Source organism: Lysinibacillus sp. K60, from assembly GCF_019731275.1.
GTDB classification, from domain to species: Bacteria; Bacillota; Bacilli; order Bacillales_A; family Planococcaceae; genus Lysinibacillus; species Lysinibacillus capsici.
In genome coordinates, this window is the sequence record NZ_JAASJR010000003.1 from 301,469 (window position 1) to 320,504 (window position 19,036).

General features: G+C 36.8%; 18 protein-coding genes and 2 riboswitches. Of the genes, 14 read left to right on the forward strand and 4 right to left on the reverse strand.

The genetic code is table 11. The annotated features are described in order from the left end of the window. Nucleotides 1–8: 8 nt before the first annotated feature. The 6 genes from HCH28_RS08845 (at nucleotide 9) to HCH28_RS08870 (ending at nucleotide 7,176) form a co-directional block, all read left to right on the forward strand. On the forward strand, nucleotides 9–1,523 hold the full coding sequence (locus HCH28_RS08845) for an NCS1 family transporter (protein WP_221680642.1): 1,515 nt from the start codon (nucleotides 9–11) through the stop codon (nucleotides 1,521–1,523). A gap of 45 nt (nucleotides 1,524–1,568) precedes the next feature. Next, on the forward strand, nucleotides 1,569–1,778 hold the full coding sequence (locus HCH28_RS08850) for a hypothetical protein (protein ID WP_004232753.1): 210 nt from the start codon (nucleotides 1,569–1,571) through the stop codon (nucleotides 1,776–1,778). Nucleotides 1,779–2,034: 256 nt separating this feature from the next. After that, the gene (locus HCH28_RS08855) at nucleotides 2,035–3,408 is read left to right on the forward strand and encodes an amino acid permease (protein ID WP_221680643.1); all 1,374 of its coding nucleotides are present in this window, start codon (nucleotides 2,035–2,037) and stop codon (nucleotides 3,406–3,408) included. 153 nt (nucleotides 3,409–3,561) lie between these two features. Continuing rightward, entirely contained in the window at nucleotides 3,562–4,956 is a 1,395-nt protein-coding gene (locus tag HCH28_RS08860) for a spore germination protein (RefSeq protein WP_221680644.1), read from the forward strand. A 28-nt stretch (nucleotides 4,957–4,984) separates the two neighbouring features. Further along, a complete protein-coding gene (locus HCH28_RS08865; protein ID WP_054550732.1) occupies nucleotides 4,985–6,067 on the forward strand; it encodes a GerAB/ArcD/ProY family transporter in 1,083 nt (360 codons plus the stop codon). Then, on the forward strand, nucleotides 6,064–7,176 hold the full coding sequence (locus HCH28_RS08870) for a Ger(x)C family spore germination protein (RefSeq protein ID WP_221680645.1): 1,113 nt from the start codon (nucleotides 6,064–6,066) through the stop codon (nucleotides 7,174–7,176). The genes HCH28_RS08865 and HCH28_RS08870 overlap by 4 nt, the downstream gene beginning before the upstream one ends. A gap of 36 nt (nucleotides 7,177–7,212) precedes the next feature. Here HCH28_RS08870 and pgeF read toward each other — a convergent pair whose 3' ends face one another. Then, nucleotides 7,213–7,977 (reverse strand): peptidoglycan editing factor PgeF, encoded by a 765-nt coding sequence (pgeF, locus tag HCH28_RS08875; protein WP_221680646.1) that lies wholly within the window; start codon nucleotides 7,975–7,977, stop codon nucleotides 7,213–7,215. Nucleotides 7,978–8,135: 158 nt separating this feature from the next. Here pgeF and HCH28_RS08880 point away from each other — a divergent pair, with 158 nt between their 5' ends. The 4 genes from HCH28_RS08880 (at nucleotide 8,136) to HCH28_RS08895 (ending at nucleotide 11,843) form a co-directional block, all read left to right on the forward strand. Further along, a complete protein-coding gene (locus HCH28_RS08880) occupies nucleotides 8,136–8,765 on the forward strand; it encodes a transmembrane-type terpene cyclase (RefSeq protein WP_221680647.1) in 630 nt (209 codons plus the stop codon). A gap of 231 nt (nucleotides 8,766–8,996) precedes the next feature. Beyond that, entirely contained in the window at nucleotides 8,997–9,605 is a 609-nt protein-coding gene (locus HCH28_RS08885; protein ID WP_221680648.1) for a CAP domain-containing protein, read from the forward strand. 340 nt (nucleotides 9,606–9,945) lie between these two features. Further along, nucleotides 9,946–10,920 (forward strand): VanW family protein, encoded by a 975-nt coding sequence (locus HCH28_RS08890; RefSeq protein ID WP_221680649.1) that lies wholly within the window; start codon nucleotides 9,946–9,948, stop codon nucleotides 10,918–10,920. 98 nt (nucleotides 10,921–11,018) lie between these two features. After that, on the forward strand, nucleotides 11,019–11,843 hold the full coding sequence (locus HCH28_RS08895; RefSeq protein ID WP_221680650.1) for a methyl-accepting chemotaxis protein: 825 nt from the start codon (nucleotides 11,019–11,021) through the stop codon (nucleotides 11,841–11,843). Between the two features lie 46 nt (nucleotides 11,844–11,889). Here HCH28_RS08895 and HCH28_RS08900 read toward each other — a convergent pair whose 3' ends face one another. From HCH28_RS08900 to HCH28_RS08910, 3 genes are all read right to left on the reverse strand, one after another. Beyond that, the gene (locus HCH28_RS08900) at nucleotides 11,890–12,507 is read right to left on the reverse strand and encodes an HAD-IA family hydrolase (RefSeq protein ID WP_221680651.1); all 618 of its coding nucleotides are present in this window, start codon (nucleotides 12,505–12,507) and stop codon (nucleotides 11,890–11,892) included. A gap of 241 nt (nucleotides 12,508–12,748) precedes the next feature. Then, entirely contained in the window at nucleotides 12,749–13,525 is a 777-nt protein-coding gene (locus HCH28_RS08905; protein WP_221680652.1) for a YibE/F family protein, read from the reverse strand. Beyond that, on the reverse strand, nucleotides 13,522–14,646 hold the full coding sequence (locus tag HCH28_RS08910; protein WP_221680653.1) for a YibE/F family protein: 1,125 nt from the start codon (nucleotides 14,644–14,646) through the stop codon (nucleotides 13,522–13,524). The genes HCH28_RS08905 and HCH28_RS08910 overlap by 4 nt, the downstream gene beginning before the upstream one ends. A gap of 220 nt (nucleotides 14,647–14,866) precedes the next feature. After that, nucleotides 14,867–14,992: riboswitch (FMN riboswitch) on the forward strand. Nucleotides 14,993–15,108: 116 nt separating this feature from the next. After that, nucleotides 15,109–15,234, forward strand: a riboswitch (FMN riboswitch). A 199-nt stretch (nucleotides 15,235–15,433) separates the two neighbouring features. Between HCH28_RS08910 and ribE the strand changes: the two genes are divergently transcribed. The 4 genes from ribE (at nucleotide 15,434) to HCH28_RS08930 (ending at nucleotide 18,829) form a co-directional block, all read left to right on the forward strand. Next, on the forward strand, nucleotides 15,434–16,072 hold the full coding sequence (gene ribE, locus HCH28_RS08915) for a riboflavin synthase (protein ID WP_221680654.1): 639 nt from the start codon (nucleotides 15,434–15,436) through the stop codon (nucleotides 16,070–16,072). Between the two features lie 24 nt (nucleotides 16,073–16,096). Further along, nucleotides 16,097–16,726 carry a 3,4-dihydroxy-2-butanone-4-phosphate synthase gene (gene ribB / locus HCH28_RS08920; protein ID WP_221680655.1) on the forward strand — a complete coding sequence of 210 codons (630 nt, stop codon included), beginning with the start codon at nucleotides 16,097–16,099 and terminating at the stop codon, nucleotides 16,724–16,726. Between the two features lie 15 nt (nucleotides 16,727–16,741). Further along, nucleotides 16,742–17,224 (forward strand): 6,7-dimethyl-8-ribityllumazine synthase, encoded by a 483-nt coding sequence (gene ribH / locus HCH28_RS08925; protein ID WP_221680656.1) that lies wholly within the window; start codon nucleotides 16,742–16,744, stop codon nucleotides 17,222–17,224. 138 nt (nucleotides 17,225–17,362) lie between these two features. Continuing rightward, nucleotides 17,363–18,829, forward strand: coding sequence for a spore germination protein (locus HCH28_RS08930; protein WP_221680657.1), 1,467 nt, complete (start codon nucleotides 17,363–17,365; stop codon nucleotides 18,827–18,829). Nucleotides 18,830–19,036 lie beyond the last annotated feature (207 nt).

Consider the following 19,036-nt stretch of genomic DNA (forward strand, 5'->3'; position numbering starts at 1 on the left):
GAAACATTATGGAACGTGAAGGGAATTATTTAAAATCCCCAGATTTACTTCCAGTGACACATCAACAAAGAAATATTGGAACATTTGGTTTTGCGGTAATTTGGATAGGAATGGCAATTGTATTAGCGGCTTTTGCCATTGGTGGTTCGGCTATTATGAGTTTATCCTTACCCATGGTGATTGTGGCAACATTGGTAGGTTCTTGTTTAATTGGCGTCTTTATGACGTTAATTGGTGATATAGGAATAGAGCATGGATTATCTTTCCCTGTTTATATGCGTGCACCATTTGGCACATTCGGTACTCATATACCTTCCCTTGTACGTGGTATTACAGCTGCCTGTTGGTTTGGTTTGAATACGTACTTTGGTGCCTTAGCGATAAACGGAATTTTAAATTTATTGTTTGACTTTGATAATTGGTTTATCTGCTTCCTTGTGTTTGCAGCGCTTCAACTCTTTAATACATCACTTGGTATTAAATCCATTGAGCGATTTGCCGATTTAGCAGCCCCTGTCATTATTTTAATTTCTTGTTGGATGTATTACACATTGGCAGATAATGCAACATCTCAGGGGAAAAATATTTGGACGTGGGTGGAAACCCCAACAACAGGCTTCGCTGCTTTTACCGCCTTTATGGTAGTAGTGATGGCAAATATGGGCTTTTGGGCAACATTAGCAGCTGATATGCCATCCTTGTCCCGATTCTTTAAGGCACCTAAAAATGAGCGTAATTGGTTTAAGCGTAATAAAACACAGCTTGTAGGCTCTTTAATTGTTATGCCCATTACAAACACATTCATTGTTACGATTGGTGCAGTTTGCTATATGGCAGTTGCCTCGGCAGACCCAATTAATGCCTTACAGCAAAGTGCAAGCGGCTTTATTCTTGGGATTCTATTGCTGATGATTGTATTAGCACAATGGTCGACAAATACCTCTGCCAACGTTGTACCAGCAGCTACTATTTTCTCTAATATCGGGGGGCCAAAAGTGCCATTCTGGGTAGGGGTAGTTATTGCAGGGATTATTGGTATTCTTGCACAGCCTTGGAGTCTATTTGATGTCATGGTCAATGTCCTATTAATCATTGGCGGTATTTTAACAGCGATTGTAGGTATTTTATTTGCTGATTACTACCTGATTCGTAAACGGCGCGTACATGTAAAAGAGCTTTATGAATTAGATGGGCAATTTAAATATTATAAGGGCTTTAATATGGCTGGGTTAATCGCCTGGGTAATCGGTGGTGCAGTTGCCAATATATTTTCAACTTACTCTTCTTTAGTAGGGTTCGCTGTAGGCGCGATTGTATATTATGTATTAGCGAAGTATTGGTGGTTTAAAAAGTATCCACAAGCTGAGCTAGATGATCCAAGTGATGCCAAATATTTAGGTATTACAGTCGGATATAATTTAGATGAAATATTTGGCCAACCAGCAGCTCCAACGGCGGTCCCAAATGAAGATGAACTGGTGGAGCAACCAGATCCTCTGTTAGAGATGAAGGGTGCCGAGTAAGTGAGACAACATCAAGACATTTTCAAAAGAAGGTGAGGTGATGGCATGTCTGAATTCCAACAAAGCACAGAGGAAATTCAAAAAGTAGATCATTATTTAGATAGTGGCTTTAAAATCAAATATGTCTACGAAAATTTAAGTGGGATGTTTGTAGAATTTGCACGTCAAGAAGAAGTGACTTTGCTACAAATTCTAACAGCAGATGCACGTAAATACTTCTCTGCTAAATTACACGAACAAACTTTATTACAATAACGAAGCAAACTCTATTCCTTTCGACTTGAATGGAATAGAGTTTTTTGAATTTTCTGATTTAAATAATGTTGAAGTAACATCATATTTCGTACAAACATCAATTAAATCGTCGTTATTACCTATTTTTCGTTATTCTATTAAAATAGCAATATTTTTTGTTTTTCCTAAAAATACATTTGTCTTTTTTAGAAAAATTGATTATTATTTTAAAGTAAAAACATCGTAGAAAGAACAACAGGAAAAGAGGCGTTATGGAGTGGCCAATAAGGAATTGAAAAGAGGATTAGAAGCACGTCATATTCAAATGATTGCACTTGGCGGTACGATTGGTGTTGGGCTATTTATGGGCTCAGCAAGTGCTATTCAATGGACGGGACCTTCTGTACTCCTTGCCTATGGTATTGCAGGTATTTTTATTTTTTTCATTATGAGGGCAATGGGTGAGATGCTTTATATGGAGCCAAGTACAGGCTCTTTTGCCACATTTGGCTATAAATATATTCATCCTTTAGCAGGGTATTTAACAGCTTGGAGTAACTGGTTCCAATGGGTTATTGTTGGGATGTCTGAAATTATAGCAGTAGGAACGTATATGCAATATTGGTATCCAGAATTACCGGCTTGGATACCTGGTCTAATTGCAATGGTGATTTTAGGTGTGGCGAACTTCATTTCTGTCAAATCATTTGGAGAATTTGAATTCTGGTTTGCGATGATTAAAATTGTTACGATTATTTTAATGATTATTGCAGGGGTCGGACTTATCTTCTTTGGCTTTGGCAATGATGGGATAGCAATCGGCTTATCCAATCTGTGGAGTCACGGTGGCTTCTTTACAGGTGGCTGGACAGGATTTTTCTTTGCCTTATCTTTAGTTGTTGCGGCCTATCAAGGGGTGGAGCTCATTGGAATTACGGCGGGAGAAGCAAAAAATCCGCAGAAAACAATTACCAATGCGATTCAAAGTATCATTTGGCGTATTTTAATTTTCTATATCGGTGCAATCTTTGTCATTGTTACAGTGTATCCTTGGGACGAGCTTGGCACAATTGGTAGTCCTTTCGTTGCGACATTTGCTAAGGTAGGTATCACAGCTGCTGCAGGCATTATTAATTTCGTCGTCATCACTGCTGCAATGTCAGGGTGTAACAGTGGAATCTATAGTGCTGGACGTATGTTATATACACTTGCTATGAATGGACAAGCACCAAAATTTTTCGCAAAGCTTTCTAGTAATGGCGTGCCTTTATTTGGAACAGCGGGTGTATTAGTGGGGTTAGTTATTGGTGTTATACTAAGCTATATTGCCCCTAAAAACTTATTTGTTTATGTGTATAGTGCAAGTGTTTTACCAGGGATGATTCCATGGTTTATCATTTTAATAAGTCAAATTCGTTTTAGAAAAGAAAAGGGAGCGCAGCTAGCTAAGCATCCTTTCAAAATGCCGTTCGCACCGATTACAAACTATGTAACAATCATCTTTTTAATCATGGTACTAGTCGGCATGTGGTTCAATGATGATACACGCGTGTCATTAATAGTGGGTATTATTTTCTTAGTTCTTGTAACCATTAGCTACTACGTATTTGGTATTGGTAAAAACCGATACAGCAAAGATTCTATAGAATAGCGTAAAAGGATGCATCTCTAAATGGGATGCATCCTTTTTGTATGGCTATTTTTGCTAGCACAATTTTTACATAATTAAATGAAAAAAAGACAAACTACTAAAAATTGAATGATATGGACTGGTATTTATCGGAACAAAAGGGGTGGAGCGAAAATGAACGAGATACCCGAGCAGATTGTCGCTAAATTAAAGCAGGAGATTAACGAAGTCGATGACGTAAAACTGAAAATGATTGCTACAGAAGAAGGGGATGTGACGGTCATTTATTTCTCCTCACTCATCGAAAAAATGACCTTACAAACCATGGTGACGATTCCACTAGCTAATAATTTGAAACAAATTCATCAAATGGCTCAATATGTGGACCCGAAGGATGTGAAAGGTGTCGTTAAAAAATTGAATGCTGGGCAAACCCTTCTTTTTTTTCACGAAACCAACGCCCTATTAAGCGTCGATACGTATAGCGCACCTACAAGGGCCATTACGGATACGGAAACAGAGTCGACTGTAATTGGTCCACAGGATGCATTTACAGAATCATTAGAAACGAATATATCGTTAGTGAGAAGACGTATTCAAAGCTCCATGCTAAAAAATGAAAATCGAATTGTTGGGTCAGAAGCCAATATTAAAATATCGATTATGTATATGGATAATATCGTGAGCCATGAAAATTTAGATGATTTAAGAAACCGTATTGACCAGGTAGATTATCCGTTATTTACGGATATATCCGTGTTGAAGCAATTAATTGAGGATAATCCATTATCGCCCTTTCCACAATACTACATGACAGTCCGTCCAGATAGTATTTGCCGTTATCTTCTGGATGGGAGAATCGTCATTTTTATGGATAATAGTCAACTAGCCATTGTCTGTCCCACATCTTTTTTTGAAATGTTCGTGTCGATTGAGGATTACTACAACCGTTGGACAACAGCATCTTTATTAAGGATGCTGCGCTTTTTTGGTTTTTTCTTAACGATCATGATTACACCAATGTATATATCAGCCTTAACCTTCCATCCAGAAATTTTGCCATACGAATTATTACTAAATCTTCAGGAATCAAGAAGTAAGGTACCTTTTCCTCCACTGATTGAAGTATTATTTATCGAGCTTATTATTGAAGTGTTGCGAGAAGCGGGCTCCCGAATGCCTGCCAAAGTCGGACAAACAATTGGTATCGTAGGAGGTATTGTAATTGGTACAGCGGCTGTAGAAGCTGGATTACTTAGTAATATACTCATTGTATTAGTCGCTACCTCAGCGCTACTTTCCTTCTTACCGCCAATTTTCTTAATGAGTAATACAAGTCGTTTTGTAAGGTATATTTTTATCTTATCAGCAGGGCTGTTTGGCTTATTTGGACAGATGCTCGCCTTTGCGTGGTTGATTCACCATCTATTAAGTCTCAAATCTTTAGGAACGCATTATATGACACCTGCTATTCCAAGAAAGCCAAGCGATTTATTGGATAGTGTCATCCGATTTCCAACTAAATATATAAGAAGTAAGACTGGTATTTCAAAAGTACAGAAAAAATAGTGTCAGAATGAGAATGAGGTGGTTAACTTTGAATACAACAAAAGGAAAGGTGTTAAATCGTTATCATGTCATCTTCTTAGCGCAAAGTATTATGATTGGTACCGGTATCCTTTCGCTCCCTCAGAAATTAAGTCCTATGGGCTACACACAATCATTTATGCCTCTTCTCTTTGGTGTGATTGCTAGCCTGACACTATTTGCGATGGTATGGCTTTGTTCGAAGTTTCCCAATGATGATTTATTTCGAATGAATGAAATATTATTGGGAAAATGGCTCGGAAAATTTATAAATCTACTCGTCATTATTCAATTTATTGTTTTTAGTGCAGGGATTATTAGTAATTATATGCACTTAATTCAAAGTACAGCATTGCAGGAACAAACCATCACCATGCCTGTTCTTTGCTTTTTACTGCTACTTATTTATATTGTAAGTGGGGGTATTAAATCTATTGCACGATTTTGTATAATGACATTTTTTATTACCATTGGATTATTCTATTTTACACGCTGGGCCATTGAAAAAGGTGATCCAAGTCATTTTTTGCCACTCTTTAATTTTACGCCTAAGGAATTTTATGAAGCGTTAAAGCAAGGATATTTTTCTATCCTTGGTTACGAATTAATTCTATTTTATTTTCCATATATCATCGATCAAAAAAAGGCATTTCGTCATTCCTTAATCGGTATTTGGATTAGTATATTTTTATGCTTTATCACAACAGCTATTAGCGTCATGTATTATTCAGAGTGGCAATTAAAAAATGTAGAGTTTTCAGTATTAAACCTATTTAAGGCAGGAGAATTTACCTTTATTGAGCGAATCGATATCATTGGCATTACGCTTTGGGTTTTTCTAATCTTATCCTCGATTACAGCCTATGTATGGTGTGCAAAGAGGGGTATGGATACCTTCCTTAAAAAGAAAAAGCAAAGTTATCAGTTGTATATCATCGCCTTGATTATTTTCTTTATTGTAAAAATGCCCTTTTCGCGTGAATTCCAAGAAAAATTATTTATGGCAAGTAACTATGTAGGCTATGTGCTGGTAAGCTGGCCAGTGTTTTTAATCCTGATATATGTTATTCGAAAAAAGCAGGTGCAGGTATGAAAAATAAACATCTATGCATCATTTCTTTTTTGATTTTCGTTTTACTTGCAGGTTGTTCTAAAAAAGAAATAAAAGTTCCTCTAGAGGATGTTGGGATGGTAGATTCGATGGCTTTTGACTATATCGATGAGAATCAGATGAGACTCACAGTAGCGATCCCCCAATATTCTCCAGACGCAGAAAAGGACACACAAACTTTTTCTATCACAACAGATTTAGTATCAAGCGGCATCGTGGAAATAGAAAAGCAATCCGATAAGAAAATAGTCTTCAATCAATTGCGAGTTGTCTTAGTAAACGAAGATTTTGCGCGGAAAGGGAATGTTCGAAAAATTGTTCAGCACTTATATCGCAATGCGGAAGTAGGTAATAAAGTATTGATAGCTGTTGTGAAGGATAATGCGGAAGCGATTTTAAAAGGGGATTATCCTGATAAGCCAAGTATTAATTTTTATTTGAACAATCTATTAGAGCCGAGTATCAATACTGCTTTTAATCCCAATACCAATATTCATGATTTTATGTACTCGATTACAAATCCTGTAGTGGATACAGTATTACCCTATGTTGAAAAACGAGGGGAGAAATTAGAGATTAAAGGCGTTGCCATATTTAAAGGGAATCAGATGCATGAATTAATTAAACCTGAGGAAGCACTAGTTATTCAAGCTTTAAGTGGACAGAAAAATCTTGCTCCTTTGCACCTTGATTTAAATGCGGGACATGGAGAAGAAAAGGTAATGATTGATTTAATCGAGAGCAGTGTGAAAAAAGAGAGTAATAAAAATATGGAATCACCCAAATTAACGATTTTCTTAAAAATAAAGGGTACTTTAAGCGAATATAAGGGAGAAAGAGAATCACATTTATTTACAGTTGAAAGTATAAGTGATTTGGAAAAAGATGTGAATAAACAGCTGGAACAGGATATTAGTGAATTTTTAGCGCGATTAAATAAAACAGAGGTAGATCCAGCTGGCTTAAGTGAAGAATTTAGAATGTATCATCATGGAAAATGGACATCGAAAAAAACAAGAGAGCTTATTAGAAAATTAGACGTGAAGGTCCATGTAGAAACGTCCATTATTAGTACAGGTACTTTAAAATAACAGCAAAGACCCATTCGATAAGAAGGGTCTTTGCTGTTAGTGTGTTTTTCGCATAATAAAGCTTAAATGTCTTCCAGCTTGTTTGTCTTGACGATAAGAAAAGCCATCGGGACTAAGGAATGTACAGGTTTCATCAATTTGTATTTGATTCGCTGGAATACCCGCAAGCTCACATTGCTTTTTGACTGTTTGCTGATTATCAATATGGTATTTTTTCGTTTCTGCATTGTAATACATAAATTCTTCAGCATAACCAAGACTGTGAAATTTTTCATATACATCTGCGTCTACCTCAAATTTCTGCTGACTCAGTGCCATACCGATTTGAACATGAAAGTCCTCAGGTCGACACTGTTCTTCATTCATAAGATGCTGAAACATCTTGGGTGTTATTTCTTTGACTGTTCCTTGCCATCCCGAATGAATCACACCGACAAGTCCATTCACAGCATTATAAAAAATAACGGGCACGCAATCTGCCGTAAAGCTACATAATAGTAAGTTAGGCTCAACTGTATAAAGCGCATCTGTATTCTTCACCGCTGTATCCATTTGCGCAGCGCCTCGTCCTTGATCGGCTAATGTGACTTTATGAAAGTTCGCACTATGTGTTTGCTCTGTACAAATAAAATTTTGTAAATCACAGTTCAATGTCGCAGCTAAATGCTGACGATTGTTAATGATAGCTTGAACATCATGGCAACTATGCAAAGCCATATTATTGTGTTCTACTTCCATCTCATCTTTTAAGGTCGTTCCCGCGATAAATTGCTCATTATCTATATACATTTTTATTTTCATTTAATCACCTCATTTTACTATATAGGATTGCTTATGGAATGTATAGGTTGCCGTTTTTTACTATTTAGCTACTCCTTTACCCGTCTATCAAACTTTTAGACATAAAGAATCGATTCCCTCATATAGTAGAAGGAATGCTAGAGAGGGGGAGAGCGTGAATGTTGAGTGAACAAGACATATTATTAATTTGCCAAGTAGGAATGGGTCTTTTTTGGATTTTTACATATATACTTGTTATTTACAAAGGATGGCAAGATAAAACCTATGGCATGCCTATGGTCGCTATTTGTGCCAATATTTCATGGGAATTTATCTTTGCCTTTTTCTATCCACAAAATGACCTGCAACGCTATATTACGCTGATTTGGTTTGTATTGGATGTCTTTATCTTGATGCAATTTTTACGGTATGCTCCAAATGAATATCGAAAGATGCTATCAAAAAAGCTATTGTATTTCTCCTTTTTGATCACATTAATTTTTAGCATGCTGATTATTTTAGGTGTAGTCTATGACTTTCAAGATTTCGAAGGTAAGTACGTAGCATTCTTCCAAAATCTTATGATGTCAGGACTATTTATTGCTTTATTATTGCAAAGAGGGAATTTAGCTGGTCAATCAATGGGGATAGCAGTTTGTAAGATGGTGGGTACATTATTTGCAGCGGTTGGCTTCTATCTATACTTTCGCACACCATTAATTACCATTATTTCTGTAGCAACGCTCTTTTATGATTGGCTCTATATTCTCTTAATTTATCGATTACAGCGTAAGCAATTAGCAAAATAGGATATATTGTGCAGCTATTGATCGCTGAATATATTAGTAATATATGCCAATTACAAACATATTGCAACTTGATGACAATTCCAATGGGAAAGAATAGCGAGATAAAGGGCTTTACCCAAACATATGACGAGCTTGTCATACAATTGTAAAAATCCTTCCAAATATTTTGTGATGATTATGGCTCAGAAACTATTTACGATAATGGTAGAGCAATTAGGAAGGGTGATTAACATGTTTAAAAAAATAAAAAAAGTAGCACTAGCTTCAGTAGTAGCAACTTCATTATTAGTGCCAGTTGCGGCAATGGCCGCCGAATCCTATACAGTGACATCTGGTGATACTCTATGGAAAATAGCATTAAAAACAGAAACGGGTGTACAGGAATTAATTGATGCCAACCCACAACTCGCTAACCCAAATCAAATTTCTCCAGGTCAAAAAATTAACGTCCCTGTAAAAGAACAGGCAACAGTTGAACAAGAGGTTGTGAAACTTGTCAATGCAGAACGGGCAAAAGCAGGTCTTCCAGCATTGCAAGAAGATTGGGAGCTATCAAGGGTTGCTAAATATAAGTCGCAAGATATGCACGATAAAAATTACTTTGACCACACAAGTCCAACGTATGGTACACCTTTTACAATGATGAAAAACTTCGGTATTGCGTATAAATCTGCTGGCGAAAATATCGCGAAGGGCCAACGTTCCGCACAGGAAGTTGTAACGGCCTGGATGAACAGTGAAGGACACCGTGCCAATATCCTTAATAAAAGCTACACACATATTGGTGTAGGCTATGTACAGGACGGTAACTACTGGACACAAATGTTTATTCAAAAATAAAAAAGAAAGAGTATCTATTGGCTTTTGGGATAGCTAGTAGATGCTCTTTTTCGCGTTAAATACTAAAGTATACCGTATTGGAAGCGTATATTACTTTTTAAATTCTCCTAAATCACTAAAAGGTTAATCAAGGCAAAAATGGCGATTTACTGAGCAGTAAAAACAACTTTACAGGTTGATACTCATCTTTTGAAACATCAAACTGGAGATATGTCAGGTATAAGGATAATGTAGCGTGTTTTTGCTGTCTTGACAAATAAAAATAACCAAAAAACAACACACTATTAGCAATAGACGAATAAGATGTCTCTGTAGTATGAAGATAGAGGTGGTGTTATGGTTGAAAAAGAAGTGGTTAGCTACATGCTGCGTTATCTGTATGATAGGTCTAGTAGGTTGTGAAAAAGAAGCAGTCCATCATAACAAGCTAGAACAAGAAATTCAACAACGTGAGGAAGTTCAGCAACCTGTTACATATGAACAAATGATTGATCCTATTGTAGAGGTTGTTGATCCAACTACGAGTAAGGTACTTAAAACAATATCTCCAAAGGAATGTGGCTTCGATACTGACCCACAAGCCTATCAAAAACATCTAGAACAATTAGCAAGAGAATGGGCGAGAGGAACGGACACATCAAATGGCTATGATCAGCGTATGCTGCTTGATCGATTGGATGAAAACGGGCAAGTGATTAAGGGGAAGCCGCAAATTATTTTAAAGGAAAGTGAGCTAGTGGAGCGTATTATCGAAGCTTCTGCGACTGGTGGTCAGGTAGAAATGCCGCTCTATATAACAGAAAGTGGCTATTATTTTGAGGATCTTCCTTTATTAGAGGAAGTGGTTGTTGCATCTTATACTACTTATTTCAATCGTGCTGATTTAGGAAGAAATAAAAATATAGAGCTGTCTGCCAGAGCCATTCATAATGTGATTGTAGGCAGTGGCGATTATTTTTCTTTTAATACAATTGTAGGTCCAAGAGATGAGGCAAATGGCTATCAACCCGCACCTGAAATTATTAATAAGAAGGTAGTCATGGGAATTGGCGGTGGAATCTGTCAAACTTCTTCAACCTTGTTTAATGCAGTAGACCAAATTCCCATCAAATATGTTGAGCGCCATCATCATTCGTTAGATGTAGGATATGTCCCAAAAGGAAGAGATGCTACGGTATCTTATGATACGTTAGATTTTAGGTTTCAAAACTCAAATGATGTACCATTTTTAATTAAGGCAAGCTATGGAGCGAATTCTCTAACAATTGAAATTCGAACGGCAGAAAAATATGTAGAATTATTGAAAAAATCATAATCTTGTAATGAGACACCACTGGACGTTGGTGTCTTTTTTCGGATCGCATGATATAGTTAAATTGATACAGTTCAGAAAATTTTAGGGAGGAAAAGACAATGCATCCTAAACTACAAGCAACTATCGATTCGATTGATTTATACCAAGCAACTTACCCAGAGGATGCTTGTGTCATCGTGGCAGATACGGAAAGAGTGCTTGCCTACAAACCAGGAAAAAAGGTTGACTTAAAAGTTGGGGTTGGTGATCCAGTACATAAATATCGAGGTACAGCAACAGAAATAGCGTTAAGTTCAGGGAAATTTGTAAAAGAGGAGCGTGGTGCAGAAGGTTTTGGTATGGCCTATATTGCCTCTGCCCAGCCTATTTTTGAAGGAGGACGTGTTATTGGCGTAGTAAGTGCCATTATTTCCAATGAAAAAATGGATAGTATGCGCCTACTGGCAACCGAGCTTTCAAGTGCTGTAGAAGAAATGACAGCTACAAATGAAGGATTAGCCACTGCCAGTAAGGATGTATCCAATCGTTTGGAAGAGTTGTCTAATTTCTCAGAATCAATGACAGGCGATATAGAACAAATTAATGTGATTGTCCATTTAGTAAAAGATTTAGCTATGAAATCGAGAATTCTTGGTCTAAACGCATCCATAGAAGCGGCACGTTCAGGTGAGCATGGGCGTGGCTTTGCGGTGGTCGCTTCTGAAATTCAAAAAATGTCTCAGAGTAGTACAGAAAGTGCTGATAGCATAACTGTGCAACTAGAAAACATTAAACAATCCATCGATCAGGTCAATGCATCATCGAATCAAATTGCTGCGTTTACACAGCAGTTTGCTGCGAGTATGCATGAATTAACAGATGCCTACAAAGGGGTTAATAGTACAGCAGAAAAGCTTATGCAAATTAGTGACATCAAAGGATAGTCATATAAAAAGGATAATAGACAAGTGCTATTATCCTTTTTCATGATTAAATGATCTCTAAAATTTCCTGTGGTGTTGAGACACTGTATTCAGGTTCGTCATTTTGCACGACCTCTTTGGCATCATAGCCCCATTCCACCCAAATAATTGGTACTCCGGCTTTCTTACACGCAACAATATCCCTTTGCTCGTCACCAATGTATACGACGTCAGATGAGTCAACATTCGCTTCCTTTAAAAACTTTTTCATTACTTTGTCCTTACCAAAAATGCGGTTGGAGCAAAGTACATCTGCTACACAATGAATACCATTCATTTTAAGAAATTCTAAAATATTCTCTTTAGAGTTTGAGGAAATAATCAGGATTTTATAGCCTCTTTTATTAATCTCTATTAATACTTCCTTCATTCCCTCGAACAGATGAACATCATTTAATGATTGGCGATATAATTTATAAAATTGCGGTAAAATCATAGGCAACTTATACATTGGAAAGTCGAATAACTTACTGCGTTCTGAAATTGATAATTTTTTTAATGTATCAATTTCCTTCAATTCAATGCCTTTAAATTTATATTTTTGGGCTAAAGTATTCCATGCTGATGCAAACACAGCAGTAGAATCTGCCAGCGTCCCATCAAAATCAAAGATAATATGCTTCATTGCAAACTTTCTCCTTTTTCATCTCGTTGTATTGACGTTCTATGCTAAAAAATGTTACATGGAATGGGCGATCTAGTAATCTTGAAATAACCACCATTTTGAGCGTACGTAAACATCTTATGGTAAATATTATCAGAAAATGAGGCGATTGCAATGGAAATGCTACAACAAAAAGAGGTGTCTCAAAAGTCCATTGAGACACCTCGGCATTATTTTGTTTTATGATAGGTGCTGGTAATTTTTATAAAAGTTTTTCTGCTTTTTCGCGTGTACGAATTAAATAATAGGCATTGATGCAGGAGGCAATCGGAATAATCAGTGCAATGCCGATACCTGCACAAAAAATGGTTGTCATTTCTGCACTAAAAACTTTGGAGTTAACAATTTCTCCAATCGAATAGGAGAGGTCCTTGAACCAGATTAACAAGCTTAAATAGCCACCAAAGAAAGCAAAAAATAACGTATTGGTATCGGTTCCTAATATATCTCTTCCTATACTTAAGCCAGCTGCAAATAGTTTTTTTCTACTAATCGAAGGATTACGATAAAAAATCTCATGCATGGAGGTAGCGATAGAAATAGCTACATCCATAATGGCACCTATCGTACTCATAATGATGACTGATGCACCAATCTGCACAAAATTAACACCAATGTAGAGAGAAAAGATGCTGATTTCTTCAGTTGATTCTTCGCCAAACCCTTGGATCATCGACTTTTCCGTTACAAAGGTAATAAAGAGTAGTAACACAACTATCGTCACCATCGTCGAGATAAAGGCTGTAATGGTTTTACTATTTGTTTTATTGATATAGAAAAGGCTAATACAGCTAATGATCGTACAGGCAATAAACGTCAAGATGATAGGGCTATTTTTAGGGTTTGTCATTAAAAAAATGGTGACAAAGAGTACACCAAAGTTTAGGAATAAAGAAAGAAATGAGCGTATCCCCTGTCTACCGCCGACTAGAACCATTAACACGCACAATATAACTGCTAATAAGACGACAACATTCATTCTCGAACCCTCTTTCGATTAATGAAAAATATAGCGGTATACAGACTAATAGGAATCGTAAGGACAACACCAATACCCCCTGCTAAGGCACGGGCTAATTCTAAAGAAAGATTTAAGGACAATGTAAGCCCTAATGTGGAAGAATTTTTTAAATAGAGAATAATCATAGGTATGGAGCCGCAAAGGTAGGCAAAGAATAAAATACTTGTAATAGTACCCATGATATCTTTACCGATTTCATGTCCCGAAGATTTAAGTGCTTTGACAGGGATCGTAGGATCTTGCTCGTATAAAGCAAAAATCGAAGAAGCCATTGTAATAGAAACATCCATTACTGCCCCGAGTGAGCCAATAAATAAACCTGCCATAAAGACGGTACGATAGGGACGCGTTAAAAATTGCATTTCTTCATAACGAAGACCATTTTCACCTGTCAACCACATTACAATAGAGCTTATGATAAGCGCTAGAATAGTGCCTAAAAGTGTGGACACGATGGCTACATATGTTTTTGTATTTAATCCACTAATAAGTAGTAGCGAGATAATTGTAAATAGCACCGCACAAATGCCGCTGACTACTAATAGGCTTACGCCCCCATGCTTCACATAAAGATCTAATGCGAATGATAAAATCACAGCATTGACCACCAGGCTAATGATAGAAAATAAGCCTTGTCTTTTACCTATAATAAGTAGGGCAAAAATAAAAATCCATGCAATCATTACCATGGTTTGATCACGTTTTAAATCGACAATGGTTCCTGTTAAAACTGATTGTGCTGTGCGATCATCTAGCGTGACAAAGATTTCATTGCCTACATGGTATTCTTGATCAAAAGCACCAGACGAAGAATAGTCATTCGTCAAATGAATGGATTGCCCCTTATGCTGACCATTTTTGATAATGGCCATAATTTCCTGTGTAAATAAAAAATCCTTATTTTCATACATGTCTTTCATTGGTTCTGATTTTGTTACATCCACTTGCGTTATTTTCGCTATCGGTCGATCATAAAATTGTTCATTATGATGTACGAAAACAATCGAAACCCCACAACAGAGTGCTAATAGGGCATAGAAAATAGCTTCTTTAAAAGGTATATTTTTTAAAAATGTCAAGTAAATGACCTCCAAACGGCTAGACTGAATAGTCACTTGTAAAGGAACGTTTTTTTGATTAAGAAGTTCCATTAACAGGTTAAATGTGATCATTTTAATAACATCCTTTACATTTTTCAAGTCTCGTCAGAGCTGTTTAAAATTTATGCTTCGAAAAAAATTTAAAAAGAAGGATGGATAATATAATAAAATAGTGTTATCGTAAGACTAGCTAAATAAAAATATTCTTCGGGGTAGGGTGAAATTCCCGATCGGCGGTGATGAAGCAATTCAAAGTCCGTGAGCGCAAGCTGATTTGGTGCAAATCCAAAACCGACAGTTACAGTCTGGATGGGAGAAGGGTAAAAATGCGAACTTTTTAAATTGATTCTAATTTAGAAGGTTTATTTGACTATGCATTTATTACAAAACTTCCCAATCACCTTGTGGGAAGTTTTTTTATTTAGCTACAATCGAATAGAAGATGTTCTTCGGGGTAGGGTGAAATTCCCAATCGGCGGTGATGAAGCAATTCAAAGTCCGTGAGCGCAAGCTGATTTGGTGCAAATCCAAAACCGACAGTGATAGTCTGGATGGGAGAAGAACGAATGAGATGACAGTCTATGAAAAAATTGTTTTCAGATAGGCTTATTTGTTGATGTCTTATACTCCCAAAACCCCTTTGATGTAAAGGGGTTTTTATTTTTTATTGTTAACGAGAGAAGGGAGAAGGATAAGGCACAAAAACAGGTGGATAAACTTTAAAAGTAAAGGATAGAAGTGCTAATAAAGTAGAGTAGGTGATGGAATGTTTACTGGACTTGTAGAGGATATTGGTATCATAAAAGCCGTGCAAAGCGATCGGAACAGTATGAAAATTACGGTTCAATCAGCCAAGATAACGGAGGATGTCAAGCTTGGTGACAGTATAGCGGTCAATGGAGTTTGTTTAACGGTGACACATTTCACACAACAGCAGCTTACGATGGATGTTATGCCTGAAACAGTCAAAGCAACAAATTTACAGCAGCTGGCAATAGGTGATTCTGTTAATTTGGAGCGGGCCATGCCTGCTAATGGACGATTTGGGGGTCATTTTGTTGCTGGTCATGTTGATGGAGTCGGCAAAATTTTGCGAAAACGTCCAGTGGCAAACGCTGTTTATATTGATATCGAAATGTCAGAGGAACTAACCAACTTTTGTATTCCAAAGGGTTCCATAACAATTGATGGCACAAGCTTAACCCTTTTTCATGTTGAAGCCAATAGTGTCACGATTTCGCTCATTCCTCATACTTACAAAGAAACCGTTTTAGGTTTGAAGAGGGTTGGAGCATTCGTTAATATCGAAACCGATTTAGTCGGAAAATACATTATAGGGCAATTAAAAAAAGGGCAAACAACGCCAGCTATTACAAGAGATTATTTAGCACAACATGGTTTTTAAATCATAGAATAGGAGTTGATCATCGTGCTACATTCAATTGAAGAAGCCATAGAGGATTTAAGGCAGGGCAATATGATTGTGGTGGTTGATGATGAGGATCGGGAAAATGAAGGAGATCTTCTGGCACTCGCTGAATTCATCACACCAGCAACAATCAACTTTATGGCAACCAATGGTAGAGGTTTAATTTGTACGCCGATTTCGCAGCAGCTTGCACAACAGCTAGATTTATATCCGATGGTTCAGCACAATACGGATAACCATCAAACCGCATTTACGGTAAGTATCGACCATGTAGAAACAACGACAGGGATTAGCGCCTTTGAGCGTGCGCTAACGATACAAAGGATGATAGAAAAGCAAGCTAAGCCGACTGATTTTCGTCGACCAGGCCATATTTTTCCGTTGATTGCGAAAGAGCAAGGAGTGCTGGAACGGAGAGGGCACACAGAGGCGACGATTGATCTAGCGAAGCTTTGTCATAGTGTAACTGCAGGTGTTATTTGCGAAATTATGGGTGATGATGGGCACATGCTTCGGTTTGAAGAACTGACAAAGTTCGCTGCACATCATGGCTTAAAAATGATATCGATAGAAGCATTGGTTGCTTATCGTAAACAATTATCCACTAATAAATCTAAAATTTCTATGTAAAAAGGAGAAAGAACAATGGGTCAAACATTTGAAGCACAATTAATTGGAACGGATTTGAAAATTGCAGTAGTAGTGGGTCGTTTTAATGAGTTCATTACTAGCAAATTATTGGATGGGGCAATGGATGGTTTAATTCGTCATGGGGTTGATCCTGCATCTATTGATGTTGCTTGGGTGCCAGGGGCTTTTGAAGTTCCTTTTATGGCAAAACAACTAGCAGAAACAAAGAAGTATGATGCCATTATTGGTTTAGGTACTGTTATTCGTGGCTCTACAACACACTATGATTATGTTTGTAATGAATCTGCAAAAGGCATTGCCAATGTGTCATTGTCAACGAATGTACCAGTTATTTTTGGAATTGTTACTACCGAAAATATTGAACAGGCAATTGAACGTGCAGGAACGAAATCTGGTAATAAAGGCTATGATGCGGCAATGTCTGCAATTGAGATGGCAAATCTAAAGAAAATGATTGGATCAGGACAATTTAAATAGTCGTCACAACATTTGTTTCTTTGAATATTTTGAACAACCATGGGAAAAATATGCTTAAGTGTATTTATTGAATGTGATTGTTTTCATAAATGTACTAATCTTGAGCTGGCTCAGTAGGAGATGAGAAGTATTTCATCAATGGAACAAATTAATTTGAAAATGTTGAAATCACTATTTCAACGCTCTGCTGATGTGATTTTCCAACAATATAATTTTCAGCAATATACAGTACATTTGATAACTTGTGATGCAATGGTCAATGAGCAAATTCTTCAAACTGTGGTTGTTCAACGTGTTCAATCTTTGTTAAGCAATGTCACTGAGGACATGCTAGAGGAAGAAATCGAACAGCATTTACACATTCCCTATTTACAAAAGATTTTATCGAAAGAGGATGCGGTAACTAGGGTCTATAAAGGCCATGTCTTATTGTATTTTGAAGAAAATCAATTACTTTATTCTAGTGATATTTCAAAAAGACCCAATCGAGAGCCTGGGGAAACAACACTAGAACTAGTAGTAAAAGGACCTAGAGATGACTTTATTGAAGATGTTTTTATTAATATTGCTTTATTAAGAAAACGATTACCCACTAATTCTTTTAGTGTGGAGACATTAGAAATTGGCAAGCGTTCTAAAACAACCGTAGCCATACTATATATGGAAGACATTGTGAATTTAAATATGCTGGAACAAATTCGACTTCAATTACAAAAAATTGATACGGATATTGTTATTAACGGTGATTTGTTAATGGAAGCAATTGAAAAGACAGCCACAATTCTTCCAAGACATGATTATACAGGAAGACCTGATTTTGCTCTGCAGGCGTTAATTAGAGGAAGAATACTCTTAATGATTGATGGCGTTTCCTATGTCTTGATTACACCTACGAATATTATGCTGCTCTTTAAATCGGCAGAGGATAATGAATATCCAATTATTGTCGGCTCAGTAGAACGATTACTTCGAATTATAGGGATATTAATTAGTATGCTACTGCCAGGTTTTTGGCTAGCATTGACGACTTATCATCAAGAGCAGCTTCCGTTTCTTCTACTTGCTACGGTTGTCGAATCGAGGTCGGGATTGCCCTTTCCAACAATTCTAGAAATCTTAATGATGCTATTTATGTTTGAATTGTTTCGAGAGGCTAACTTGCGTCTTCCCAGTGCAATCAGTGGCTCAGTTAGTGTGGTAGGGGGACTAATTATTGGGGATGCAGCGATTAAAGCAGGTGTTACAAGCCCCTCAATGATAGTTGTGATTGCCATTTCCAGTATTGCTGCTTTTACACTGGTCAATCAATCCTTTGTGACAGCTATGAGTATTTTTCGATTAATCATTATTATGGCTGCGGCATTTTTTGGTTTATTTGGCTTTTTTATATCCGTGTTTTTCATTCTTTTATACACTGCAAATATGAGAGTCTTGGGAGTGCCGTATGTAAACTTTAGTGCTGATTTTGAAAAGGGCAATATACGTAAGTCGTTATTGAGACTTTCTCCAAAGGGCTATAGTAAACGGCCTACCTTTCTAAAACCGCAAGATCAAACACGTACTTCAGAAAAAAAAATAAGTAATTTTATTAAAGATCAGGTATAGTGGATACCTGATCTTTTTGTTAGTCTTTTAATTTTCCATTTAAATTAGGAAATGAGACATAAAACATTATTGCTTACCTTTTTAGTTTACTTTCTTGTCAGGGATTATTAAACTATTTGTTACAGTGTGTAATTTTGGGTATGAATAAAATAAAAATTGATTTTGTGTTTTAATTTATGTAGGATATACAAGCAATGTTTGCTTTAC

Bases quoted from the DNA above. Each gene is read 5' to 3' on its own strand.
- HCH28_RS08845 (WP_221680642.1), top strand. From the start codon at position 9: ATGGAACGTGAAGGGAATTATTTAAAATCCCCAGATTTACTTCCAGTG.
- HCH28_RS08850 (WP_004232753.1), top strand. From the start codon at position 1,569: ATGTCTGAATTCCAACAAAGCACAGAGGAAATTCAAAAAGTAGATCAT.
- HCH28_RS08860 (WP_221680644.1), top strand. From the start codon at position 3,562: ATGAACGAGATACCCGAGCAGATTGTCGCTAAATTAAAGCAGGAGATT.
- HCH28_RS08870 (WP_221680645.1), top strand. From the start codon at position 6,064: ATGAAAAATAAACATCTATGCATCATTTCTTTTTTGATTTTCGTTTTA.
- pgeF (WP_221680646.1), bottom strand. From the start codon at position 7,977: ATGAAAATAAAAATGTATATAGATAATGAGCAATTTATCGCGGGAACG.
- HCH28_RS08880 (WP_221680647.1), top strand. From the start codon at position 8,136: ATGTTGAGTGAACAAGACATATTATTAATTTGCCAAGTAGGAATGGGT.
- HCH28_RS08885 (WP_221680648.1), top strand. From the start codon at position 8,997: ATGTTTAAAAAAATAAAAAAAGTAGCACTAGCTTCAGTAGTAGCAACT.
- HCH28_RS08895 (WP_221680650.1), top strand. From the start codon at position 11,019: ATGCATCCTAAACTACAAGCAACTATCGATTCGATTGATTTATACCAA.
- HCH28_RS08900 (WP_221680651.1), bottom strand. From the start codon at position 12,507: ATGAAGCATATTATCTTTGATTTTGATGGGACGCTGGCAGATTCTACT.
- HCH28_RS08905 (WP_221680652.1), bottom strand. From the start codon at position 13,525: ATGAATGTTGTCGTCTTATTAGCAGTTATATTGTGCGTGTTAATGGTT.
- ribE (WP_221680654.1), top strand. From the start codon at position 15,434: ATGTTTACTGGACTTGTAGAGGATATTGGTATCATAAAAGCCGTGCAA.
- ribH (WP_221680656.1), top strand. From the start codon at position 16,742: ATGGGTCAAACATTTGAAGCACAATTAATTGGAACGGATTTGAAAATT.
- HCH28_RS08930 (WP_221680657.1), top strand. From the start codon at position 17,363: ATGGAACAAATTAATTTGAAAATGTTGAAATCACTATTTCAACGCTCT.